20 protein-coding genes are annotated in these 23,193 nt (G+C 61.6%); 8 read left to right on the top strand and 12 right to left on the bottom strand.

Annotation, left to right across the window (positions count from 1 at the left end; translation table 11 throughout):
* Positions 1-79: 79 nt before the first annotated feature.
* Positions 80-1,126: a flagella biosynthesis regulator Flk gene (flk, locus tag FJU30_RS20170; RefSeq protein ID WP_150436769.1), complete on the top strand. Its 1,047-nt coding sequence runs from the start codon at positions 80-82 to the stop codon at positions 1,124-1,126.
* Positions 1,127-1,226: 100 nt separating this feature from the next.
* On the opposite strand, the gene hutH is transcribed toward flk, so the two are convergent.
* The 4 genes from hutH to FJU30_RS20150 all read right to left on the bottom strand — a co-directional run bounded on the left by hutH (position 1,227) and on the right by FJU30_RS20150 (position 5,541).
* Complete coding sequence (gene hutH / locus FJU30_RS20165) at positions 1,227-2,777, bottom strand: histidine ammonia-lyase (RefSeq protein ID WP_150436768.1); 1,551 nt, start codon at positions 2,775-2,777, stop codon at positions 1,227-1,229.
* A gap of 143 nt (positions 2,778-2,920) precedes the next feature.
* A complete protein-coding gene (locus tag FJU30_RS20160) occupies positions 2,921-3,706 on the bottom strand; it encodes an ABC transporter ATP-binding protein (RefSeq protein WP_150436767.1) in 786 nt (261 codons plus the stop codon).
* Entirely contained in the window at positions 3,706-4,479 is a 774-nt protein-coding gene (locus FJU30_RS20155) for an ABC transporter permease (RefSeq protein WP_150436842.1), read from the bottom strand. Before FJU30_RS20155 ends, FJU30_RS20160 begins: the two co-directional genes overlap by 1 nt.
* Positions 4,480-4,578: 99 nt before the next feature.
* Positions 4,579-5,541: an ABC transporter substrate-binding protein gene (locus tag FJU30_RS20150; protein WP_150436766.1), complete on the bottom strand. Its 963-nt coding sequence runs from the start codon at positions 5,539-5,541 to the stop codon at positions 4,579-4,581.
* A 911-nt stretch (positions 5,542-6,452) separates the two neighbouring features.
* On the opposite strand from FJU30_RS20150, the gene hutI reads away from it, so the two are divergent.
* Entirely contained in the window at positions 6,453-7,691 is a 1,239-nt protein-coding gene (gene hutI / locus FJU30_RS20145) for an imidazolonepropionase (protein WP_150436765.1), read from the top strand.
* Positions 7,692-7,872: 181 nt separating this feature from the next.
* On the opposite strand, the gene fabB is transcribed toward hutI, so the two are convergent.
* Entirely contained in the window at positions 7,873-9,090 is a 1,218-nt protein-coding gene (gene fabB, locus FJU30_RS20140) for a beta-ketoacyl-ACP synthase I (RefSeq protein WP_150436764.1), read from the bottom strand.
* A gap of 162 nt (positions 9,091-9,252) precedes the next feature.
* Here fabB and mnmC point away from each other — a divergent pair, with 162 nt between their 5' ends.
* Positions 9,253-11,268, top strand: coding sequence for a bifunctional tRNA (5-methylaminomethyl-2-thiouridine)(34)-methyltransferase MnmD/FAD-dependent 5-carboxymethylaminomethyl-2-thiouridine(34) oxidoreductase MnmC (gene mnmC / locus FJU30_RS20135; RefSeq protein ID WP_150436763.1), 2,016 nt, complete (start codon positions 9,253-9,255; stop codon positions 11,266-11,268).
* Between the two features lie 165 nt (positions 11,269-11,433).
* Here mnmC and FJU30_RS20130 read toward each other — a convergent pair whose 3' ends face one another.
* From FJU30_RS20130 to prmB, 6 genes are all read right to left on the bottom strand, one after another.
* The gene (locus FJU30_RS20130; protein ID WP_150436762.1) at positions 11,434-11,721 is read right to left on the bottom strand and encodes a YfcL family protein; all 288 of its coding nucleotides are present in this window, start codon (positions 11,719-11,721) and stop codon (positions 11,434-11,436) included.
* Between the two features lie 34 nt (positions 11,722-11,755).
* Entirely contained in the window at positions 11,756-12,319 is a 564-nt protein-coding gene (locus FJU30_RS20125; RefSeq protein ID WP_150436761.1) for an elongation factor P hydroxylase, read from the bottom strand.
* 16 nt (positions 12,320-12,335) lie between these two features.
* The gene (locus FJU30_RS20120) at positions 12,336-13,136 is read right to left on the bottom strand and encodes a sulfite exporter TauE/SafE family protein (protein WP_150436760.1); all 801 of its coding nucleotides are present in this window, start codon (positions 13,134-13,136) and stop codon (positions 12,336-12,338) included.
* Between the two features lie 3 nt (positions 13,137-13,139).
* Complete coding sequence (mepA, locus tag FJU30_RS20115; RefSeq protein ID WP_150436759.1) at positions 13,140-13,970, bottom strand: penicillin-insensitive murein endopeptidase; 831 nt, start codon at positions 13,968-13,970, stop codon at positions 13,140-13,142.
* Positions 13,971-13,978: 8 nt separating this feature from the next.
* On the bottom strand, positions 13,979-15,064 hold the full coding sequence (gene aroC, locus FJU30_RS20110) for a chorismate synthase (RefSeq protein ID WP_150436758.1): 1,086 nt from the start codon (positions 15,062-15,064) through the stop codon (positions 13,979-13,981).
* A gap of 97 nt (positions 15,065-15,161) precedes the next feature.
* Positions 15,162-16,094, bottom strand: a complete 933-nt coding sequence (prmB, locus tag FJU30_RS20105; protein WP_150436757.1) for a 50S ribosomal protein L3 N(5)-glutamine methyltransferase — start codon at positions 16,092-16,094, stop codon at positions 15,162-15,164.
* Positions 16,095-16,318: 224 nt separating this feature from the next.
* On the opposite strand from prmB, the gene smrB reads away from it, so the two are divergent.
* Positions 16,319-16,882 (top strand): endonuclease SmrB, encoded by a 564-nt coding sequence (gene smrB / locus FJU30_RS20100; protein ID WP_150436756.1) that lies wholly within the window; start codon positions 16,319-16,321, stop codon positions 16,880-16,882.
* Here smrB and sixA read toward each other — a convergent pair.
* The gene (sixA, locus tag FJU30_RS20095) at positions 16,866-17,363 is read right to left on the bottom strand and encodes a phosphohistidine phosphatase SixA (RefSeq protein WP_150436755.1); all 498 of its coding nucleotides are present in this window, start codon (positions 17,361-17,363) and stop codon (positions 16,866-16,868) included. The genes smrB and sixA overlap by 17 nt on opposite strands.
* Before the next feature lie 1,360 nt (positions 17,364-18,723).
* Between sixA and FJU30_RS20090 the strand changes: the two genes are divergently transcribed.
* The 4 genes from FJU30_RS20090 (at position 18,724) to FJU30_RS20075 (ending at position 23,191) form a co-directional block, all read left to right on the top strand.
* Positions 18,724-19,266 carry a Csu type fimbrial protein gene (locus FJU30_RS20090; protein ID WP_150436754.1) on the top strand — a complete coding sequence of 181 codons (543 nt, stop codon included), beginning with the start codon at positions 18,724-18,726 and terminating at the stop codon, positions 19,264-19,266.
* Positions 19,267-19,446: 180 nt separating this feature from the next.
* Complete coding sequence (locus tag FJU30_RS20085; protein ID WP_395858630.1) at positions 19,447-19,977, top strand: spore coat U domain-containing protein; 531 nt, start codon at positions 19,447-19,449, stop codon at positions 19,975-19,977.
* Positions 19,978-19,994: 17 nt separating this feature from the next.
* Positions 19,995-20,792, top strand: coding sequence for a fimbrial biogenesis chaperone (locus FJU30_RS20080; protein WP_150436752.1), 798 nt, complete (start codon positions 19,995-19,997; stop codon positions 20,790-20,792).
* Between the two features lie 23 nt (positions 20,793-20,815).
* Positions 20,816-23,191, top strand: a complete 2,376-nt coding sequence (locus tag FJU30_RS20075; RefSeq protein ID WP_223881651.1) for a fimbria/pilus outer membrane usher protein — start codon at positions 20,816-20,818, stop codon at positions 23,189-23,191.
* Positions 23,192-23,193: the final 2 nt, after the last annotated feature.

Genomic DNA, 23,193 nt, shown 5'->3' with positions numbered 1-23,193 from the left:
CCCTCGCTTGCTATTATTAGTAACGACAAAGACAGCCGGCGCTAATGCCGGGCTCCCAACGACAAGCAAGGACCTCGGTATGCAACCCGTAACTGGCCCCGTGCCCCCGCTGACGGGCGATCGCACGGCTGGCGCCGGCGGCTCGCCCCCGCTAAAACCGCACGACCCGGATCAGCCGCTCACCCCGGCGCAGCGCACGACGCTGGAGCGCCTGATCGTCAAGATTTTGACCATCAGCACGCTGAAATCCGCCGAAATCTGGGCCGGCCTGCGCCACGACCTGGGGCTGCCGAACAACGGCGAGCTGGCCAGCCGCCACTTTCAGCCGGCCGAACAACTGCTGCAGGCGCGCCTGAGCCAGGTACAGGAAAGCCACGGCCGCCAACAGTTGCTGCAACAGCTCACCGATTTACTGCCGCAGGGCAATAACCGCCAGGCGGTCAGCGACTTTATCCGCCAGAACTTCGGCCACACCGTGTTAAGTTCGCTGAGTTCGACGCAGCTGCAGCAGGTCGTGTCGCAGTTGCAAAACGGCCAGATCGCGATTCCGCAACCGCAGCAGGCGGCGCCGGCGCTGGCCGATCGCCCGCTGGCGGCGGCCGAGCACAGCAACCTGAATCAACTGGTCACCAAACTGGCGGCGCTGAACGGCGAACCGCCGACGCGAATCTGGCAGGCGCTGCTGGAAATGCAGGGGTTAACGAGCGGCGAGCCGCTGCCGGCGCGCAATTTTCAGATGCTGAGCCAGTATCTACAGACGCAAACTTCGCTGCTGCAGCTCAACACGCCGCCGACGCTGACCACGCTGCACGGCGCGCTCAGGCAGCCGGCCGACGGCCAGGAACAGCAGTTGCTGCTGGACTATAGCCAGAGCCGCTTTAACGCCGGGCCGAATACGCCGCTGACGCCGGCGCAGATCGGCGAGCTGGTGACCATACTGTTTGTCGATCGGCTGCAGCGGATGAAAAGCCAGAACCACATTGAAACCACGCTGGAACCGCAGCCGCTGCTTAACCCGCTGATCGCCGCCCTGCCGCTCAACTGGCAGCCGCTGTTCAATAAGCCGCGTTTTCTGCTTATCGTCGGCGTTTGCGTGCTGGCCCTGCTGCTGTGGCTGCTGTTTTAACATCGGCCGAAAGCGCCGGGGGAGAACGGTTGGCCGCCTGACGCGCGCTGAGCATCGAGGTCCGGGCGCCGGCCGAAGCGCGTCCCGGACAAGTTGCCGCCTACGCCAGAACGGCGCCGGCGGGCAACAGCGCGCTGACCGCCGCCGGCCAGTCGCCTTCGCTGGCCCAGCGCCGCATGCGCTCGATATCCGGCGCCAGCAGGCGATCGCGCTCAAGAAAATCCACCCGTTGCCGAATGCCGCTTAGCGTCTGCTCCAGCAGCGGCGAACTTTGCAACGGTCGGTGGAAATCAATGCCCTGAGCGGCGGCCATCGCTTCAATGCCGACCACCGCCGCGCTATTGAAACACATGGCGCCGAGACGGCGCGCCGCATACGTCGCCATGGAGACGTGGTCTTCCTGATTGGCCGAGGTCGGCAGGCTGTCGACGCTGGCCGGATGCGCCAGCGATTTATTCTCCGACGCCAGCGCGGCGGCGGTAACCTGAGCGATCATAAAACCGGAATTTACGCCGCCGTCGCGCACCAGAAACGGCGGCAGACCGGACAGGCCGCTATCCAGCAGCAACGCCATCCGGCGTTCGGAAATCGCGCCGATCTCCGCCACCGCCAGCGCGATGATGTCCGCGGCGAACGCCACCGGTTCGGCATGAAAATTACCGCCGGAGATCACTTCGCCGCCGTCGCTGAACACCAGCGGGTTATCGGACGCCGCATTGGCTTCAATCTGCAGCACCCGGGCGGCGTGATTCAGATTATCCAGACAGGCGCCCATCACCTGCGGCACGCAGCGCACCGAATAAGGATCCTGCACCCGGCCGCAGCCGGCGTGCGACGCCACTATTTCGCTGCCGTCCAGCAGTTGGCAAACCGCCGCCGCGACCGCCATTTGCCCATGCTGGCCGCGCGCCGCATGGATGCGCGGATCGAACGGTTTTACCGACCCCTTAATCGCCTCCAGCGACAGACAGCCCGCCACCAGCCCGGCGGCGAACACCTGCTCCGCCTCAAACAGACCGCGCAGCGCCAGCGCGGTCGAAATCTGCGTGCCGTTCAGCAGGGCCAGTCCCTCTTTCGGGCCCAGCACCAGCGGCGCCACGCCGGCCAGCGCCAACCCTTGCGGCGCCGGGATCAATTCGCCGTTGACCCGCGCCTGCCCCTCGCCCAACAGCAACAACGACAGGTGCGCCAGCGGCGCCAGATCGCCGGAGGCGCCCACCGAGCCTTTTTCCGGAATGCACGGCATCACGCCGGCGTTGAACAGCGCCAGCAGAGTATCGATCACCAGCGGCCGCACGCCGGAATGGCCGCGCCCGAGGCTGATGATTTTGCAGGCGATCGCCAGCCGCAGTACATTGTCGGGCAGCAGTTCTCCCAGCCCGACGCTGTGCGACAACACCAGATTACGCTGCAGTTCCGCCAGACGATCGGCGGGAATTGAGGTCTGCGCCAGCTTGCCGAAACCGGTATTGATGCCGTAAACCACCTTGCCCTGCTGTACGATATCCAGCACGGTGCGGTGCGCATTCTGAATCGCGCCGAGCGCGGCGGGAGCCAGCGTCAGCGTAACGTTACCCTGATAGATGGCGCGCAGCGCGGTCAGATCCACCTCGCCCGGGGTTAAACAACAGTGCATCGTTTCAGTCGACATAATCTATTCCTGTATATACAAGAAAGGTTCAAAAAAAACCCGCTCCGCGAGTTTATGTTATTCAGCGACAAACCGGCATCGTCCGGAATGTCGCTGAAGGCTATCGGCGCCATTGCCGGCCGATCGCCGGATTTAGCGGCGCCTCAGCGTTCCATGGCCTGCAGCGTTTCGCTGCGGATCTCTTCGGTTACCAGCGCCTTCAGCGCCATAAATTCCGGCGACGTTTTGATTCGATAGTCGCGCGGCCCGCCAAATCCGACGGCGATCTCCCGTTTAATCCGCCCGGGGCGGGCGCTGAAGATCGCCACCTTATTGGCCATAAAAATCGCCTCATCGATATCGTGCGTGACAAACAGCACGGTCTTGCGCGACGCTTCCCATACCGATAGCAGCAACTCCTGCATCATCACCCGCGTCTGGTTATCCAGCGCGCCGAAAGGCTCATCCATCAACAGCACTTTCGGATCGTTGGCCAGCGCGCGGGCGATGGCGGTGCGCTGCTGCATACCGCCCGATAGCTGACGCGGGAAATGCTGCGCGAACGCCGTCAGCCCCACCTGGCTGAGATAATAATCGCTGCGTTCTTTCTGCTGCGCCTTGCTGACGCCGCGCTCCTGCAGACCGAAGCAGACATTCTGCTCCACGGTCAGCCACGGGAACAGGGTGTAACTTTGAAAAACCATGCCGCGATCGGCGCCCGGCCCCTCGACCAGCGCGCCGTCGAGCCAGACCTCGCCGCGCGTCGGCTGATCCAGCCCGGCGATGATGCGCAGCAGTGTGGACTTACCGCAGCCGGACGGACCGAGGATAGTAATAAAGTCGTTCTCTTCCACCTTATAATCCACCGGCAGCAACGCCCGGGTTTCTTCCCCCTGCGGGCCGAGGAAGATGCGCTCCACCTGACGAACGGACAATTTGCTGTACTTCATCACAGCGTGCTCCAGACAAACAGGCGTCGGTTAGCCGCCTTAAACAGCAGATCGGACAACAAACCAATGCAGCCGATGACGATGATGCCAAAGATGATCTGACCGGTATTGAGCAACGCCTGGCTGTCGACGATCATATGACCGATGCCGCTCGACGAACCGATCAATTCGGCGACGATCACATAAGTCCAGGCCCAGCCCAGCACCAGCCGCAACAGCTCGGCGATACCCGGCGCCGCGCCCGGTATCAGTACCCGGCGCACAATACTGCGTCCGCTGCAGCCCAGAGTATAGGCCGCCTCCACCAGATCGCGCCGCGCCGCGCCGACGGTGACCGCCACCATCAGCACAATCTGGAAAAACGATCCGATGAAAATCACCAGAATCTTCTGCATTTCGCCGATGCCCGCCCACAGGATCAGCAGCGGAATAAAGGCGGACGCCGGCAGGTAGCGACAGAAAGAGACGAACGGCTCGAAGAAGGCCTCCAGCGCTTTATACGCGCCCATCAGAATACCGAGCGGAACGCCGATGATCGCCGCCAGCAGAAAGCCGGACAGCACGCGCATCACCGTCATACCGATATCGATCGAGAATTGGTACTCGGTAAACAGTCGCACCCCCTCATACAGCATGGTCAGAGGATCGACCAGGAAGGTCGGCGACACCATGCCGCCGAAGGTCGCCAGCGCCCAGACGACGAAAAACAGGATAAAGAACGCCACGCCGAGCGCCACGCGCAGCCCCGGCGCCACCGGACTCAGCGGCGCCATCAGCGGGTTGTGGCCGCGGCGCGGCGCCTCTGGCAGCGCCGCGGGCGGCGCACGGCGCGACGCGGAAGAGATCTCATTACTCACGGCAATTCCCTCAGGTTATTTCACATAGCTGTCGTCATAGAGGGATTTAATATCCGGGATCTGCCGAATAACCTTCATCTCCAGCAGCAGCTTCGCCGCCTCATTGCTGAATGCCTCAAGCTCGCCGCTGAAGAATTTGCGATTCTGCTCGCGGTCCTGCCAGCGCAGATAGCTGGCGGACTCGGCAAATTGCTTACCGCTGGATTTCACCGCCGCGCCCATGATTTCATACGACTTATCCGGCTCCGCCTTGATCATCTCCAGCGCGTCGAAATAGCTTTCCACCAGCGCTCGGGCGGCCTGCGGATGCTGCTGCAGAAAATCCGGCGCGCAGCCCAGAGTATCCATCACCATCGGATAATCAAGCGTGGTGACCAGCACCTTGCCGGCCTGCGGCTGCTGGCGAATCGTCGACAGATAGGGTTCATAAGTCATCGCCGCGTCATTGCGCCCGGCGGTAAACGCCTGCGCGGAAGCCTGGGGCGACAGCGTTACCGTGTTCACATCTTTCAGGCTCATGCCGTTTTTATCCAGAATCCACGCCAGCGCGAAATAAGGCGAGGTGCCGGGCGCGTCGACGCCGATGGTCTTGCCCTTCAGCGCCTGCACGCTACTGATGCCCTCGCGCACCGCCAGCCCGTCCGCGCCGTAGGATTTATCCAGTTGGACGATCTGCTTAATCGGCACGCCGTTGGCGTTCCAGGCGATATAGGTTTCCACCGTGGTCGCCGCGCACTGGATAGAGCCGGCCGCCAGCGCCAGATGCCGGTCTTTCTGCGGGATCATTTTGATGTCCACGTCCAGCCCGTGACGTTTGAAAATGCCGGCTTTATCCGCCAGCGTCAGCGGAGCGAAGCCGGTCCAGCCGGAAATACCGATAGCGACCGGCACCTCCGCCGCCAGGGCGCCGAGAGAGGCCGTCAGACAAACGGCTAACAGAGAGGCTTTCCAGCCCGCGGTGCGTAATGCTGCCTTCATGTTTTGCTCCTGATTTAAGTGTATATTCTTGTATATACAAGACAAGCAATCGTTGTGCCAGTTTTCACCGCGCAGTCGCAGCGCAACGATTGGCGAAAGCGCCGCGCGCCTGCGCGCTGACAGTGCAAACGCGCCGCGCTGACGCACCATCGCAACACAGCGCGCCCTGCCGCGCCGCCTTGCGCTATAGCGATATAATTCGGATTGCTGGAAGGCGGCGGCGCAGCGACAAATTCGTCGGCGACGAATTTGTCGCTGCGTGGCAGGACGTTTCTCATTCATCTCCAGACGCTTACCGCAGTATGTGACCCGGGCGAGCGACAAACCTGCCGGGACGAGTCCATGGCTGAGGTGAGTAACACAACCACCGCACCTGCCGCTGATGCATGAAGGGAGTACACCCTACATAGTCGTCTTGCCGCAGCCTGACCTCAGCCTGATCCGCACCGGCTTCCGGCTGGCCTGTCTGCGGCGCTCATCGGCAAGCGAACTGGCGCAGACGCCGGCGTCTGCCGCACAATGCGCCATCGCGCGCTGATCAGCGAAGGCGCGTCGCCGCGCATGCAGGGCGTCGGATCTTTTCGCCGGCCGTCATGCCGGCGACGCAGAATATCGCCGGACCGGCCGCCGGCCATCGTTCGGTACGTCAGTCCTTTTTCTTCCTGCCGGCGGATGCGGACCAAATCCGCGCTGTACACGGTCTGCCGCCACGCGATAAGAAATCCCTATCGTTGTCGACCTTGTCGACGGCGCCCGCCAGGTTATAACTGGTTATATACCCGATAAATTTCAGCAGGCGGGCCGGTCTGGTCCGCAGGCGTCGAACGATACGCGGCGGGAGAAGGCGGTCAATACGCCCGCCGTCTGAAGAATCGAGGGATACAAAACAAACGGACAGGAAGGAGCAGACCATGACGCAGGAGATCCGCTGCGACAGCCTGTGGTATGGCGCAGATATCGTCACCATGCGCGCAGGGAAATATCACATCATTGAAGACGGCGCGCTGGCGGTGACCGACGGTCGTCTGGCGTGGCTGGGCGCGCGCGACGAACTGCCCGTGGTGCACAGCATACAGACCACCGACTTCGGCGGCGGCATTATCACGCCCGGATTGATCGACTGCCATACCCATCTGGTGTTTGGCGGCGATCGCAGCGACGAATTCGAACAGCGCCTGCAGGGCGTCAGCTATGCCGAAATCGCCGCGCGCGGCGGCGGCATTCTGTCCACCGTGCGCGCGACCCGGGCGGCGAGCCAGCAGCAACTGTTCGACAGCGCGCTGCAGCGCCTGCAGACGCTGCTGGCCGAGGGCGTCACCACGCTGGAGATCAAATCCGGCTACGGTCTTGATGAGGCCAGCGAGCTGAAAATATTGCGCGTTATCCGTCAATTGGGTCAGCAGGTGGAGGCCGACATTCGCGCAACCTGCCTCGCCGCCCATGCCATACCGCCGGAGTTCGCCCAACGCCCGGATGACTGGATTTCGCTTATCTGCACCCGGCTGCTGCCGCGTATCAAAGCGGAATCGCTGGCGGACGCGGTGGACGCATTCTGCGAACACCTCGCGCTGTCGCCGCATCAGGTGGAAAGGGTATTTCATGCGGCGAGCCAGCTCGGCCTGCCGGTCAAGGTGCACGCGGAACAGCTCTCCGCCCAGGGAGGCAGCCGGCTCGCCGCGCGCTATCGGGCGCTGTCCGCCGACCATCTGGAGTACGCCACGCCGCAAGACGCTCTCGCTATGGCGCAGAATGGCACCGTGGCGGTGCTGCTGCCCGGCGCCTGTTACCTGCTGCGCGAAACGCAGAAACCGCCGGTGGACGCCTTCCGCCAGTATGGGGTTCCGATAGCCATCGCCAGCGACGCCAATCCCGGCACCTCGCCCGCGCTCTCGCTGCGGCTGATGCTGAATATGGCCTGCATGCTGTTTCATCTGACCCCGGAGGAAGCGCTGGCCGGCGTGACTACCCATGCCGCGCGCGCGCTGGGGCTGCAGGACAGCCACGGTACGCTGGAAAGAGGCAAAGTAGCCAATTTCGTGCACTGGCCGCTGACCCGGCCGGCCGAACTGGTTTACTGGCTGGGCGGACAGTTGCCCTGCACTGTGATTTATCAGGGAATTCCGCGGGAAGAAAGCCTGTACCCTAAATAATTCAAGCTGCGGGAAAGCGGCGACGCAGCGACAAATTCGTCGGCGACGACGGTGTTCAGCCAACGGCAACGGCCAGGGATGGGTGGTTAAGGCTAAAAACGAAAAAGTCCGGTCGGGCGAACGCCCGGCCGGACTGGAACTGCGCCGGCGTCAGGAACCTCTGACGCCGGCGAAACGATGATTACTGCGGATATTTACGCAGCGTCAACGTGGCGTTGGTGCCGCCGAAGCCGAAACCGTTGGTCATCACGGTGTTCAGTTCGCGTTTGGTCGGTTCGGTGACGATATTCATCCCTATCGCATGCTCGTCCAGCGTTTCCACATTGATGCTCGGCGCGATAAAGCCGTGTTCCAGCATCAGCAGGGTGTAGATGGTTTCCTGCACGCCGGCGGCGCCCAGGGAGTGACCGGTCATCGCTTTGGTGGCGGAAATGGGCGGCACGTTATCGCCGAACACTTCGCGGATCGCGCCCAGCTCTTTCACATCGCCGACCGGCGTGGAAGTGCCGTGCGTGTTGATGTAATCGATCGGCGTATCTACGCCCTGCATCGCCATCTTCATGCAGCGCACCGCGCCTTCGCCGGACGGCGCAACCATATCGGCGCCGTCGGAGGTGGCGCCGTAACCGACCACTTCCGCATAGATATGCGCGCCGCGCGCCAGCGCGTGCTCCAGTTCTTCCACCACGACCATACCGCCGCCGCCGGCGATAACAAAGCCGTCGCGGTTGGCGTCATAGGTGCGGGAGGCTTTTTCCGGCGTGTCGTTGTATTTGGTGGACAACGCGCCCATCGCGTCGAATTCGCAGGCCATTTCCCAGGTCAGCTCTTCGCCGCCGCCGGCGAAGACAATATCCTGTTTGCCCATCTGGATCTGCTCGACGGCGTTGCCGATGCAGTGCGCGGAGGTGGCGCAGGCGGAGCTGATGGAGTAGTTGACGCCGTTGATTTTAAACGGCGTGGCCAGGCAGGCGGAGACGCTGGAGGCCATGGCCTTCGTGACCACGTACGGGCCGACCGCTTTCAGGCCGCGCGGGCTGCGCATTGCGTCGGCGCCGAACACCTGAAAACGCGCGGAACCGCCGGAGCCGGCGATCAGGCCTACGCGCGGATTGCTCTGATACACTTCCGGCGCCAGACCGGCGTCGGCGATAGCCTGTTCCATCGACAGATAAGCATAGATCGACGCATCGCTCATGAAACGAACAACTTTACGCTCAATGAGTCCGGCGGTATCCAGTTTAACATTGCCCCAGACGTGACTACGCATGCCAGAATCTTTCAGCTCCTGAGAGAAAGTAATACCAGAGCGGCCTTCCTGCAGGGATGCCAGAACTTCCTGCTGGTTATTACCGATGCTCGATACGATCCCCAGACCAGTAATCACTGCACGTTTCATTCAGTACCTCTTCCATTTCTTATAGAGTTTAGGATTTTGTCACGCACTTTAGCGTACAGTTGTAAGCTGAACAAGTCCGATCAGCCAGGTCGCGTTGAAATTTGCGCCCTGGGGCACCGCTCGCTAAAATCGCATCATTACCCAATGAATGAGTCACTTCCCGTGGATAACCCACCGATCCGGCAGGCCGAGCTAAGCTGGAATGAACAGGGTACACCTGTATCGCAACAGTTTGATGACGTCTATTTTTCTAATCAGGATGGACTCGAGGAGAGCCGTTATGTGTTCCTGCTCGGGAACCGACTGCCCGAACGATTTTCCGCTCACCCGCGCGACCGAATGACCATTGCGGAAACCGGCTTCGGCACCGGGCTGAATTTTCTCGCCCTGTGGCAGGCCTTTCGCCGGTTCCGCGCCGCGCAGCCAGGCGCCGCGCTGAGGCGGCTGCATTTCATCAGCTTTGAAAAATTTCCGCTAAGTCAGACGGACCTGACCGCCGCCCACGCGCGCTGGCCGGAACTGGCCGATCTGGCGCGGCAGCTACGCGCCCAGTGGCCGCTGCCGCTGCCCGGCTGCCAGCGTCTGCTGCTCGATCGGGGCGAGGTGGTGCTGGACCTGTGGTTCGGCGATGTCAATCAGCTGCTGCCGCAGCTCGACGACAGTTTGCGCCAGCAGGTGGACGCCTGGTTCCTCGACGGCTTCGCGCCGGCGAAAAACCCGGATATGTGGAGCGGCGAGCTGTTCGACGCGATGGCCCGCCTGTGCCGCTGCGACGGCACTTTCGCTACCTTCACCGCCGCCGGCTTTGTGCGGCGCGGCCTGCAGCAGGCCGGCTTCAGCGTCGATAAAGTGAAGGGGTTCGGCCAGAAGCGGGAAATGCTGAACGGCGTTCTGCCGCAGACGCTGAGCGCCCCGCCCGACGCGCCCTGGTACCAGCGGGCCGCCGCCGGCCGCACCGGGGATATCGCCATTGCGGGCGGCGGCATCGCCGGCGTGCTCACCGCGCTGGCGCTGCTGCGGCGCGGCGCCAGCGTGACGCTGTACTGTCGCGATGAACGGCCGGCGCAGGGCGCATCCGGCAATCGTCAGGGCGCGCTGTATCCGCTGCTCAATAACCGCCATGACGCGCTGGCGCGTTTCTTCTCCACCGCCTTCGCTTTCGCCCGCCGCCAGTATGACCAACTGGCGGCGCAGGGGCTTGACTTCGAACACCAGTGGTGCGGCGTAAGCCAGTTGGCTTACGATGAAAAAAGCCGCCGTAAGGTCGGGGCGGTCCTGGACGCCGACTGGCCGGCCGATCTGGTGCAGGCCATCAGCGCCGCCCGGCTGAGCGAAGCCAATCAGCTGACGCTGACGGCGGACGGCGCCCACTACCCGCAGGGCGGCTGGCTGTGCCCGGCCGAACTGACGGCGGCGGCGCTGGAGCTGGCGCGGACCCAGGGGCTGACGGTGCGAATGAATTGCGCCGTGCGGCGCTTCGATGCCGGACAGGACGGCGCCGGCTGGCGGCTACAGCTGAGCGACGGCAGCACGGCCAGGCATGATGCGCTGATTCTGGCGACCGGACATCAGTTGGCCGACTGGCCGCAGACCCGCCATCTGCCCTGTTATCCGGTGCGCGGCCAGGTCAGCCACGTGCCGACCCGGCCCGCCTTCGGCCAGTTGCGTCACGTGCTGTGCTATGACGGCTATCTGACGCCGGTCAGTCCGCGACATCAGCAGCACTGCATCGGCGCCAGCTACCAGCGCGGTCAAGTGGATAGCGGCCTGCGCGCCATAGACCAGCAGGAAAACCGCCAGCGCCTGATCAACTGCCTGCCCGATGCGGCGTGGGCCGGCGAGATCGACGTCAGCGCCGGCGAAGCGCGCTGCGGTATACGCTGCGCCACGCGCGACCATCTGCCGCTGCTGGGCAACGTGCCGCACTATGAGCGCACGCTGAACGCCTATGCGCAGCTGCATCGTTCCGGCGCGCAGGCCGCGTCCGCGCCGATCTACCCGGACCTGTTTATGATTGGCGCGCTCGGTTCGCGCGGACTGTGCTCCGCGCCGCTGGCGGCGGAAATTCTGGCCGCTCAGCTGTTCGGCGAACCGTTGCCGCTGGACAGAGAAACGCTGGCCGCGCTGAATCCTAATCGCTTCTGGGTAAGAAAACTGCTAAAGGGCCGGCCGGTCTGATTCAATGCCGTACAGTGTCCGGCGCCGCGCCGGTGATAAAGCGCGCGAAAGTCGATCCCCGTCGGTTGCCGCGGGGATGACGCTGAGGGTGGGGGGGAGTCACGAATGCGGCAGGCGTCCTTTACGGCCTGCGCGCCGATCGGGAAGCAAGGAAAATATTCATCGTCAGTGCGGCTGGCTGGCCAGCGCCTGCCGATAGAGCGTCTCCCACATGCCGTTCACCAGCCGCTGATCCGGCGGCGACAGCTCGCCGTTTTTTATCGCCTTTTCGATGCTGCCGCACACTCGCGCATACAGCGCCTGCGGCGTCTGCTCGCCGTTCTCTTCGGCCTCAGCCACCGCCAGGGTCAAATGCCCTCGCAGATACCCCCCGGCGAAAAGTTCATCATCGCTGGCATGTTCCACCATGTCATCGATTAACGCCAGAATGCGCGTTTCAAATTCTGCGATCATGCATCGTCCTCTGTTGATCCGCCCCGGCCGCTGCTCAGCAGAGATCGGCCGGATACGGGAAATGGTCTGCCGTTAACGGCGGCGTATTGTAAAACGAATGTAATGCGTTAATAAAGCAGGCCGGCCGTTCGGGAATGCCCTGCTCCAGCCAGATCAGCGCCTGGGCGCGCACCTTGCGCTGAAAGGCGATGCGATCCGGTTCGGCTTCGCCGTCCAGGTTATCGCAGCTTACATTGAACGGGAAACCGGCGGCGACGCAAAACATCCACTCCAGCGCCTGCGGTTTCACCTCTACCTGCTCAAATTGCCGTTGAGTCAGGCTATCGCGCCCGTCCGGGCAGTACCAGTAGCCGAAATCCACCTGCAGGCGCCGCGCCGGACCGGCGATGCACCAGTGGGAAATTTCATGCAGCGCGCTGGCATAGAAGCCGTGGGCAAACACAATGCGATGCCAGGGCGACTGCGCATCGGCCGGCAGATAGATCGGCTCGTCGTCGCCTTTGATCAACCGGGTCTGATAGGCCTGCTGAAAACATTGATCAAACAGCGCGATAAGCTGGGAATAATGATGCTGGCCGTCCGGCCTGGATTGCGACATAGACGCGACTCTTCTTTCAGAAAAGCTGATGCAGCCAGCGGGCGATCTCGGCGCCGTGGCTGTCATGGATCAATTTAGCGCTCATCGCGACCGACACAATGACGATCATCGGGCGAATCAGCCGCTGCCCTTTGTTAAGCACCATTCTGGCGCCAAGACGCGCGCCGATAAACTGCCCCAGCAGCATGACCGCGCCCAGGCCCCAGACCACTTTACCACCGAGCATAAAAAACATCAGGCCGCCAATGTTGGACGTCGCGTTGAGGATTTTGGCGTGCGCAGTGGCTTTCGCCAGATTGAAGCCGCTCAGCGTGACGAAAGCCAGCGCATAGAACGAGCCGGCGCCCGGCCCGAAAAAGCCGTCATAAAACCCCACGCCGCCGCCGGCGATAATAGCGAAAGGAAGCGCGGACAGACGACGCTGGCGATCGACTTCGCCCATCCGGGGCGTAAACAGAAAATAGAGGCCGATGCCGATAATCAGAATCGGCAGCAGCTGGCGCAACAGATCCGCGTGTAGTTGCTGGATCAGCAGCGCGCCGGCCACCGATCCGACGAAAGTCAGCGCGATCGCCAGCTTCATCTCCGCCGGATTGACCGCTCTGCGCCGGATAAAATAGAGGCTGGACGAAAACGAACCGCCCACCGCCTGCAGCTTATTGGTCGCCAGCGCCTGGGCCGGCGACAGCCCGACCGCCATCAGCGCCGGTATGCACAGCAGCCCGCCGCCGCCGGCGATCGAATCAATAAAACCCGCGGCGATCGCCACGACGAACAGTCCGGCCAACAGCTCCGGACCGACAAAAAACCAGTCCATGGGTTAGTCTCCGCGAAAATGATTATCCAGCAGCGCCTGACAGGAAGGCGGCAGCGGCGGCGGAGTTTTGCTGCCCGGCTGGGTCGTCCCCGGCTTCGCCGGCACGAACCAGCTGTCCAGCTCGGCGCCGCAACCATCGCCCGCCGGCGGCGCCGGCTGATCCTGGCACTCCAGGCTACCGGCCGGACAGCGCAGCCGAACGTGCATGTGCGCCCGGTGAGCAAACCATGGCCGCACCTTGCGCAGCCAGTCGCGATCGCCGCCGGCTTCCAGACACAGTTGCTTCTTGATCGCCGGATTAACGAAGATACGCGTTACGTCATGATCCTGCGCCGCCAGTTTGATCAGCGTGGTCACCTCGGGTCGCCAGACGGCGGGATTGACCTGTTTGCCGCTGGCCAGCACCAGATCGATGGGCTGCGGCCGGAGCAACTGCTGCGCGCTCCAGCGCTGACGGGGCAGCTGCAGCCAGATATCCACGTCCAGACCGGATTGATGGCTGGCGTGACCGCTGCTGAAACGGCCGCCGGCCGGCATCGCCATATCGCCCACCAGCATGTTGCCGCCGGTGCGCTGATGCACCTGCGCGCCGAGGCGGCTGATAAACGCCAGCAGATCGGGATGGCCGAAGTAGCGCAGTTGATCGGGACGCATCACCTGATAGTTGACGGACTGCTGCGGCAGGGGACGCGCGCCCACGATGCAGCCGTTAGAGAAACTGCCGATGGCCTGCGACGCGCCGGCGACCGGCTCGGTAATGGTTTGCCACGGCGTTTTGGCCCACAGCGGCGCGCAGAGCAGCAGCGCGACAACGCCGGCTAAAGCTGATTTCATATCCATAATTACCAGTGAGGAACCTGACTGACCACATCCGCGCACTGCGCCCGCTGGCGCAACAGATGATCCATAAGCACGATAGCCATCATCGCTTCCGCGATCGGCACCGCACGAATACCCACGCATGGATCGTGACGACCGCGCGTCACCATCTCCACCGCCTGGCCCTGTCGGTTAATGGTTTTGCCCGGCACCATAATGCTGGAGGTCGGCTTCAGCGCCAGATGGGCGACGATCGTCTGGCCGCTGCTGATGCCGCCGAGAATGCCGCCGGCGTGATTGCTCTGAAAACCGTCCGGCCCGATCTCATCGCGGTTTTCGCTGCCGCGCTTGCGCACAACGGCGAAACCGTCGCCGATCTCCACCCCTTTCACCGCATTGATGCTCATCAGCGCATGCGCCAGGTCGGCGTCCAGCCGATCGAACACCGGCTCACCCAGCCCGGTCGGCACCCGCTCCGCCACCACGCTGACCTTCGCGCCGATGGAGTCGCCGTCTTTTTTCAGCGCGCGCATCAGTTCGTCCAGCGCCTCGATTTTCGTCGGATCCGGGCAGAAGAACGGATTCTGCTCCACCTGATCCCAGTCGCGCAGCTCGCAGCAAATATCGCCCATCTGCGCCAGACAACCGCGAATGGCGACGCCGTGTTTGATCTGCAGATATTTTTTGGCGATCGCGCCGGCCGCCACGCGCATGGCGGTTTCGCGCGCCGATGAACGTCCGCCGCCGCGGTAATCGCGCTGACCATATTTCTGTTCATAGGTATAATCCGCATGACCGGGGCGGAATAAATCTTTGATCGCGCTGTAATCCTGCGAGCGCTGATCGGTATTCTCGATCAGTAAACCGATGCTGGTGCCGGTGGTCACGCCCTCGAACACGCCGGACAGAATACGCACCTGGTCAGGCTCGCGCCGCTGCGTGGTATAGCGCGACGTTCCCGGTCGGCGGCGATCCAGATCGCCCTGCAAATCGGCTTCCGTCAGCGGAATGCCGGGCGGCACGCCATCGACAATACATCCCAGCGCAATACCGTGGGACTCACCAAATGTGGTGACGCGGAAAAACTGACCGATACTGTTTCCTGCCATCACGACTCCTTAACGTTACATATAACAGATAGATACCCTCCGCGTTCAGACCGGGGTTCGCGCGCCCGGGGCTGGAATATGGCGGGTATAGCGAAAATTAATCACGATAGCGGCTGAAATGCGCCTGACAGGCCAGCAGCTGTTCACGGGTCAGCATAAATACGCCGTCGCCGCCATAGTCGAACGCCAGCCAGCTAAACGGAATATCCGGATACTGTTCGATCAAATGCACCATGCTGTTGCCGACTTCGCAGATCAGCACGCCGTCGTCGCTCAGATAATCCGGCGCGCAGGCCAGAATGCGCCGCACCAGCGTCAGTCCGTCATTGCCCGCGGCCAGCCCCAGTTCCGGCTCAAAGCGGAACTCCTGCGGCAGATCGGACATATCCTCTGCATCAACGTACGGCGGGTTGGTGACGATCAAATCATACTTGATCGGCGGCAGCGCGCGGAACAGATCGGAGCGAATCGGCGTCACCACCTGCTCCAGACCGTGCGCCGCGATATTTTGTTCGGTCACGGCCAGCGCGTCGGCGGAAATATCCACCGCGTCCACTTCCGCCTGCGGGAAGGCGCTGGAACAGGCAATGGCGATGCAGCCGCTGCCGGTGCACAGGTCGAGAATATAGTGCGGCGCTTCCTCTATCAGCCCGGCGAAACGCTGATTAATCAGTTCGCCAATCGGCGAGCGCGGCACCAGCACGCGCTCGTCCACATAAAATTCCAACCCGCAGAACCAGGCTTTATTGGTTAGATAGGCCACCGGAATACGCTCATTAACCCGGCGCACCACGCGTTCGACGATGAGCTGGCGTTCGCTGGCGGTCAGCCGCGCGGCGTACATTTCCGGCGGGGTATCCAGCGGCAGGTAAAGGCTGGGCAACACCAGCTGCACCGCTTCATCCCACGGGTTATCCGTGCCGTGTCCGTAATAGATATTGGCTGCGTTAAACCGGCTGACCGTCCAGCGCAACATATCCTGCAGGGTATGAAGATCGCTGACCGCCTCCTCGACGAAAATTTTGTCCAACTTAGTCCTCCGCAGACCGATTCAATAGCAACTGGCGCTTAGTTTGCCACGAAGCCCGCGACAAATCAGCAGATATCACTGCCCGTCGGGCGTCGACTGGCCGATAATAAAACAGCAAGACGGACGTGAACCGGCCGTGAAACCTGAAGTACGACGGGTATATTTAGTTACACGCGAGAGTCGGGTTACACTAGCGGCAGACTGAATAACCGGATGGATGATGAATGACCGATAAACATTTACTGGATGATGAGGAGCGCAGGCTTTTCCGCGACGCCATCGGCGGCACCCGTAAATTAAGCCAGGATACGTATCGGCACCAGCCGGCGCGCCGCAAACTGGCGCAGCCCCCCACCCGACGCCTGCTGCAGGAGCAGGTGGACGCCAGCTTTTATTTTTCCGATGAATTCGAACCGCAGCTGGATAGCGAGGGGCCGATGCGCTACGTTCGGCCGGGCGTCAGCCACTATGAGCTGAAAAAATTGCGCCGCGGCGACTACCCGCCCGACTTGTTTCTCGATCTGCACGGCTTGACCCGCCTGCAGGCCAAACAAGAATTAGGCGCTTTGCTGGCCGCCTGCCGGCGTGAACACGTCTACTGCGCCTGCGTGATGCACGGGCATGGCCGTCATATCTTAAAGCAGCAAACGCCGCTATGGCTGGCGCAGCACCCCGACGTGCTGGCCTTTCATCAGGCGCCGAAAGAGTTTGGCGGCGACGCCGCCCTGTTGGTGTTGGTGGCGCTGGACGGCCACCTGGCCGGCCAGAACGCTAGCCCCGACCGCTGACGTCGGCTTTCTGCACCAGTTGCGCCGGCCCGATCATCCAGTCGCACACGCCGCGCCCGTCGTCGTCCAGCGTCACGCAGGCGATGGCGGAGGTGGCGAACATCGGCGCGCTTTCCGCCGGACACAGTTCGGCCACCAGGTAGCCCACCAGCGGCAGGTGGGAAACCACCAGCACCGTCCCGCTTTTCTCCTGCGCCAGCGCCTGCAGGTAGCTGGCGACGTAGCGGGCATCGCCCCCCGGCGTCAGCTGCGATAATACCTCTTCAGCGCCGCGCACCGTCAGTACATCGCGCACGGTTTGCAGCGTCTGCTGCGCCCGGACATAGGGGCTCACCAGGGCCCGTTCGATATCCAGGCCCTGCCCTTCCAGCCACTGCGCCATCTGGCGCGACTCGTCACGCCCGCGCTCGCTCAACGGCCTGACGGCATCGCTGGCGGCCTCCGGTAACGCATCACCATGACGCATAATTAAAACTTGCATTATTACACCGCTATGTTGACGAAATATTCTGACAGACAAACGTTGACGGCCTGCGCGCCAGGCGCTGAACGCGCCGTGATACGCCCCGCCGTCATCAGGGCTGACTGCCAATAGAATTGATTCGCGAACCGAATTCCGCCGCAAATTTAATCAGAATAAAGCGCGTCTTTTACCTCAAATGCGGGAGGTTAGTCAACCCGCCCGAACCGGACCTTCGCCTTATATCAACACGCCTGAGCAGAACGATTCTGTGTCGTTAAGCACAAAAATAACCGGCCCCGACGGATTAATTATACCCGTTCGACAACAATTAACCGCAATAGATTTGAGAGAACGAATATCCGGTAAATTACTACGTCTATTCAGACAATTAGCGCGCCCGGCGAGAAAGAAGAGCGCGCCCGCGGCCTGGCGGATCACGCCGGGACGCAACGGCAGGCGGCCATTATCGCCGGGCGCCGGCAAAGCAAGTTGTTATATATAATTCTTATGTCTCTCATAATTACCCGCCTGAACATTCCCGGCGGGCGCCGCATATCCATGCGTCATACAAAACAATAAACCGAAAAACAATAAAAATACAGATTAAAAAACCAATGATAAATTCCATACCGCAGTTCTTAACTGTTTTCAGTTTTGTGGAATTAAATACCGTTGTTAAAGCGAATATCAGCTTCTATCTTTTAAATTAATTATTCCATCGTCGGTGGGTTTAATAAAATCATCATGATTTATTTCTATCGGCAATATTTTCCGCACGGCGGTTAGCGTAAAAACCGGCATAAAAAATTAATCAGCGCCGACGATACCTGAGCGTTGAGAAACATTTAACGATGCTGCGCCGGAGATAACCGGGCACCCGGCAAGCCGGAAAAATAATTCGCCGCTTTATTTTTTTATTTAAATCAGCAAATCACTATGCGGAAAAATGATCGGAGATCGATTTGAACTGCGTCAGCGCCGCCCCGCAGGGCGCGGGCGTGAACATCAGAGATAAAAATCATTAATACTGATGAGTTTACCCGAAAATACATGTCGTTCGGCAGCGATAGGAATATTACTCATAAACCACAGAAATTATTTTTAAAAACAGAACATTTTACACGGCGAATAATGTGGACTATAGACCAAAACATTCGCATGTGAATAACGTAAGTCGTGGAAACATTATGGAAGCGGGCAACAACGCCAACGCCCCCATCGTCTGGAGTATGACGAGTATATAACCCTGTAAATAGTTTGGGTTGCAGGTATATAGCCGCGCAAGCTTCATTTAGCGGGTCGTTCGCCGGCAGCCTGAGAGATAAAAGCGCATAACAGATATACCCTTGTGTAATTAAATCATTGTTAAGGAATCGCGATGAAGATTAAGAAAAGTATATTGCCTGCATTAATAGCGAGCATGGTCCTCGGCGTTTCTTCGCTGGCCTGCGCTACCGGCACCGTAACGGGTGAAATCGGCGTCTCATTGACGATCGGGGACTCCTGCACCATTTCCAACAACGACGCCACCGGCGCCACCAACAACTGGGGTACGATGGACTTCGGCACCTACGGCGATTTGAGCAACAACATCGACGGTACGGTATTCGGCAACGCCAGCAGCGCCATTTCCGTCACCTGCAGCACCGGCCTGAGCCCGACGTTCACCGTCGGCGGCGGTTCGAACGACGCCAACTCCGTACGCGGTCTGGTCAACGGCAGCACCCGTATTCCATACCATCTCTATTCCGACAGCGCGCGTTCCAGCGAAATCGCCATTAACCAGGCGATTACCTTAGTCGCCGACGGCACCGCGAAAAGCATTCCGATTTACGGCCGGATCAACCGGGCCGACCAGACCGTTCTGGCGCCGGATGCCGGCACCTATACCGATACCGTCGTCGCCACCATTGCCTGGTAACCCCGACACCGAGTCAGAATCCCCGCGTTTCTGACTCGTTTCACTTAGCGCCCGTCACGGAGAGAAGACAGCATGCCGCCTTTTTCCAGCGCGCCGCCGCCGCGCCCTGCCGCCGGTTGCCGCCTGCGCCGCCACGCTCCGGACGCGCAGCGCGGCGATTAACGGGCAGGAGGCTCGATGATGCGATTTCCGTATGGCCGTTTTTTAGCGCCAGTCCTGATGCTGATCTGCCCGCCGGGCGGCGCCGGCACCGTTACCGACACCTTTAGCGTCTCGGCCTCGATTGAGGGCGGCTGCGCCTTCGGCACCACCACCACCAGCGGCCAGACCGATCTGGGCACCATTGACTTCGGCACGCTAACCAGCCTGAACAGCCCCCTGGACGTCGCCAGCAGCGCCGGCAACGGTTCGATCCTGGTCACCTGCACGCCGGGGCTCAGCATATCGATCGCGCTGGATTACGGCCAGAACGGCGGCGACGGCAGCGCTCGCTATCTAATCAACGCCGACGGCACCGATAAGCTGGCATATCAACTCTATCGCGACGCCGCCTACAGTCAGGTGTGGGGAACCGGCTCGCTCACCAGGGACGTCGCCGACTTCCCCGCCGCCAGCCAGAGCTACACCGTCTACGCCCGACTTTTCGCCGTCAGCAGTTTGCCGCCGGCCGGACAATACACCGACAGAGTCACGGTGAGTTTGACCTATTAACCGCACAGGGAAACAGCATGCTACCTTCACCTCTTCGCTCCTTTTTCCGCATCCTGCCGCTGCTGCTCGCCGGTCTGCACCTGCCGGCCTTCGCCGGCGGCTCCCTCCTGGTCTGGCCGATATATCAGGTTATCGAAGCGGATGAAAAAGGATCCGCGCTGTGGCTGGAAAACCGCGGGGCACAGCCGATTCCGGTTCAGATCCGCATCTTCGCCTGGAAGCAGATCGATTTTCAGGATCGCTACGCGGAGCAGGATGACGTGGTGGCCAGTCCGCCGTTCGCCACGCTTGAGCCCGGTAAACGCCATCTGGTCCGGCTGATGCGCGCCGGCCAGGCGGCCTCCGCCCCGGAAAGCGCCTACCGGATCATCATCGATGAGATTCCTCCGGCGCCCGACAGTCAGTCCAGCAAGAACGCCGGCGTGGGGCTACAGTTCCAGATGCGCTATCTGCTGCCGCTGTTCCTGGACGGCAGCGGGGTCTGGACCAAAAATCGCCCGGAGAAAAAACACGACGAAACGCCCCCTGCCCAGCCCAGTCTGAGCTGGCGCCTTGTCGCCGCCGACGGCAAAACCTGGCTGCAGATACGCAATAACGGCGTCGTCCATGCGCGCCTGAGCAACGTATTCTGGTCGGTCGACGGCGCGCGCCCGACAAAGCAACAGGAGATGTCGCCCGGCTTTCTGGGCTACGTGCTGGCGGGACAGGAGATGCGCTGGCCGCTGCCGCGCGGAACGCAACCCCCCGCGCCTTCGCTGCAGCTGTACGCCCGGATGGCGGACAACAGCCCGCTGGTGATGATTAAACATCAGTGAATGCATCGGAGGCTCACAGGGATATGATGAACAAGGTCATACACCGGCCGGGTCGGCGCCGCGCGGAGCTGGGTCTGCTGCTGGCCGCCGCCGCTCTGCTGTGCGCATCCTCGCCGGCGCGCGCGGCGGAGTACCGCGATCTGCCGCCGCCGCCGCAGGTGAAACCGAATATTAGCGAAGCGATTTATTACCTGACCATTGTGGTGAACGGGCGTAATGACAGCGGCGTGGTGCCGGTCGCCTGGCGCGACGGCAACTACTATGTCGAAGCGGCCGTGCTGCGCAGAAACCACGTGCGCCTGAACGCAACGCAAAACGGCGCGGTAAACGTCAACCGGCTGGAGCAGGTCAAAACAGAGTACAACGCCAGTCAGCAGCAGTTGGCGCTGACCGTGCCCACTAGCTGGCTGCCGGAACAAAACCTGCAGGGCGACGGCGGCGCCGGGCGAATTCCGTCGCAAAGCAGCCCCGGTCTGCTGTTTAATTACGACGCCTACTACTCTTCCCCGCGCCGCGGCGACGATGCGCTGACCAGCTGGCTCGAGCAGCGTTTCTTTAATGACTACGGCATCCTGTCCAACAGCGGCACGCTGACCAACAGCCGCGACGGCAACCGGCGCGACGGCTATCTGCGTTACGACACCTCATGGCGCTACAGCGACAGCGACAAGATGATCAGCTACCAGGCCGGCGATATCATCAGCAACTCGCTGACCTGGAGCAACTCCGTGCGCATGGGAGGGCTGCGTATCGGACGTAACTTCGCCATCCGACCGGATGTGGTGACCTACCCGCTGATTCAGTACAACGGCTCGGCCGCGCTGCCCGGCACGCTCGATCTGTTTATTAACGGCTACAAAGCCAGCAGCAACGCGCTCAATCCAGGCCCCTTCACGCTGACCAACGTGCCCTATATCAACGGCGCGGGCGAAGCCACCGTGGTCACCACCGATGCGCTCGGACGCCAGGTCTCGACCAGCGTGCCGTTTTACGTCTCCAACCAGCTGCTGCGCGCCGGGCTGAGCGATTTCGATTTATCGCTGGGCGCGCTGCGCAAGGACTACGGCGTGAAAAACGCCGCTTACACCTCGCAGCCGGCGGCCAGCGCGATTTACCGCTACGGACTCAATAACGCCTTGACGCTGTCCGGCCACGGCGAAACGGTCGACGATCTCTATCTGCTCGGCGCCGGCGCGGATTTCACCGTCGGCCACTGGGGCACCGTCAGTTCGTCGTTCAGCCACAGCGAACGCAACGCGCCCGGCAATCAGTATTCACTCGGCTATTCCTACTACGCGTCGCTCTTCAGCCTGAGCCTGCAGCATATGCAACGCACCAGCGGCTACCGCGATTTGACCAGTTGGCAGTACGACTCGACGATGAGCCGTCAGGTCAATCAGGCCACCTTCAGCAGCCAAATCTTCGGCCCGCGCAACGGCACGCTGGGCATAGGCTATTTCGATGTGCAGGCCCGCGATCGCAGCCGCACCCGCCTCACCAACCTGTCTTATAGCCGCGCGCTGTGGGGCAACAGCACGATGTACCTGGCGCTGAATAAAACGCTGGGATCGGAGAACTACAGCGCCCAGCTGCAGCTGATTATTCCGCTCAGCATCGGCGGCAACGTCAATACGGGAGTACAGCGCAATAGCGAGGGGCGCTACACTACCCGCGTCGGGATGAGCAAATCGGCGCCGTCCGAAGGCGGCATTGGCTGGAACGCGGCCTGGTCTGAAGGCAGCAGCGATTATCGTCAGGCGTCGCTCACCTGGCGCGCGCCTTACGCCACGCTGCAGGGCGGCGCATACGGCGAACGCGGCGATATCAATGCCTGGGCCGACGCGAGCGGGTCGCTGATTTATATGGCCGGCGCGCTGTTTCCCAGCAACCGCATCAACGACGCCTTTATCGTGGTGGACACCGGCGGCTATCCCGATGTCCCGGTCAGATACGAAAACCGGTCGATGGGCACCACCAATAAACGCGGTCACCTGCTGGTGCCCTGGGTCAACGCCAATTACCCGGCGAAAGTGGAAATTGATCCGCTGCAGTTGCCGGCGGATGTGGAAACGCCGAAGGTGGAAGCGCGCGTCGCCGTGAAGGAAGGCAGCGGCATGCTGGTCAGTTTCCCGGTCGAACGCGTGCTGTCGGCCAACATCGTTTTGCATAACGGCGACGAACAACCGATAGCCCCCGGCACCCCGGTCACCAACGAAGATAACGGCGAAAGCACCCTTTCCGGCCATCAGGGGCTGGTGTACTTCTCCCACCTGCGCAACGTCAACCATCTGCGTTTCCGCCAGCAGGACGGTCACACCTGCCGGGCGACGTTCTCACTGCCGGACACCAGCCGAAGCATGGCGCGCGTCGGTCCGTTGACTTGCGACAAGGCGCAATAAGG

This window comes from Affinibrenneria salicis (assembly GCF_008710095.1).
This window is presented reverse-complemented; position numbering and strand designations above follow the sequence as displayed.

Coding starts and splice junctions, on each gene's coding strand:
- flk (WP_150436769.1), top strand. CDS start 80: ATGCAACCCGTAACTGGCCCCGTGCCCCCGCTGACGGGCGATCGCACG.
- hutH (WP_150436768.1), bottom strand. CDS start 2,777: ATGTCGACTGAAACGATGCACTGTTGTTTAACCCCGGGCGAGGTGGAT.
- FJU30_RS20160 (WP_150436767.1), bottom strand. CDS start 3,706: ATGAAGTACAGCAAATTGTCCGTTCGTCAGGTGGAGCGCATCTTCCTC.
- FJU30_RS20155 (WP_150436842.1), bottom strand. CDS start 4,479: ATGGCGCCGCTGAGTCCGGTGGCGCCGGGGCTGCGCGTGGCGCTCGGC.
- FJU30_RS20150 (WP_150436766.1), bottom strand. CDS start 5,541: ATGAAGGCAGCATTACGCACCGCGGGCTGGAAAGCCTCTCTGTTAGCC.
- hutI (WP_150436765.1), top strand. CDS start 6,453: ATGACGCAGGAGATCCGCTGCGACAGCCTGTGGTATGGCGCAGATATC.
- fabB (WP_150436764.1), bottom strand. CDS start 9,090: ATGAAACGTGCAGTGATTACTGGTCTGGGGATCGTATCGAGCATCGGT.
- FJU30_RS20130 (WP_150436762.1), bottom strand. CDS start 11,721: ATGATCGCAGAATTTGAAACGCGCATTCTGGCGTTAATCGATGACATG.
- FJU30_RS20125 (WP_150436761.1), bottom strand. CDS start 12,319: ATGTCGCAATCCAGGCCGGACGGCCAGCATCATTATTCCCAGCTTATC.
- FJU30_RS20120 (WP_150436760.1), bottom strand. CDS start 13,136: ATGGACTGGTTTTTTGTCGGTCCGGAGCTGTTGGCCGGACTGTTCGTC.
- mepA (WP_150436759.1), bottom strand. CDS start 13,970: ATGAAATCAGCTTTAGCCGGCGTTGTCGCGCTGCTGCTCTGCGCGCCG.
- aroC (WP_150436758.1), bottom strand. CDS start 15,064: ATGGCAGGAAACAGTATCGGTCAGTTTTTCCGCGTCACCACATTTGGT.
- smrB (WP_150436756.1), top strand. CDS start 16,319: ATGACCGATAAACATTTACTGGATGATGAGGAGCGCAGGCTTTTCCGC.
- sixA (WP_150436755.1), bottom strand. CDS start 17,363: ATGCAAGTTTTAATTATGCGTCATGGTGATGCGTTACCGGAGGCCGCC.
- FJU30_RS20090 (WP_150436754.1), top strand. CDS start 18,724: ATGAAGATTAAGAAAAGTATATTGCCTGCATTAATAGCGAGCATGGTC.
- FJU30_RS20085 (WP_395858630.1), top strand. CDS start 19,447: ATGCGATTTCCGTATGGCCGTTTTTTAGCGCCAGTCCTGATGCTGATC.
- FJU30_RS20080 (WP_150436752.1), top strand. CDS start 19,995: ATGCTACCTTCACCTCTTCGCTCCTTTTTCCGCATCCTGCCGCTGCTG.
- FJU30_RS20075 (WP_223881651.1), top strand. CDS start 20,816: ATGATGAACAAGGTCATACACCGGCCGGGTCGGCGCCGCGCGGAGCTG.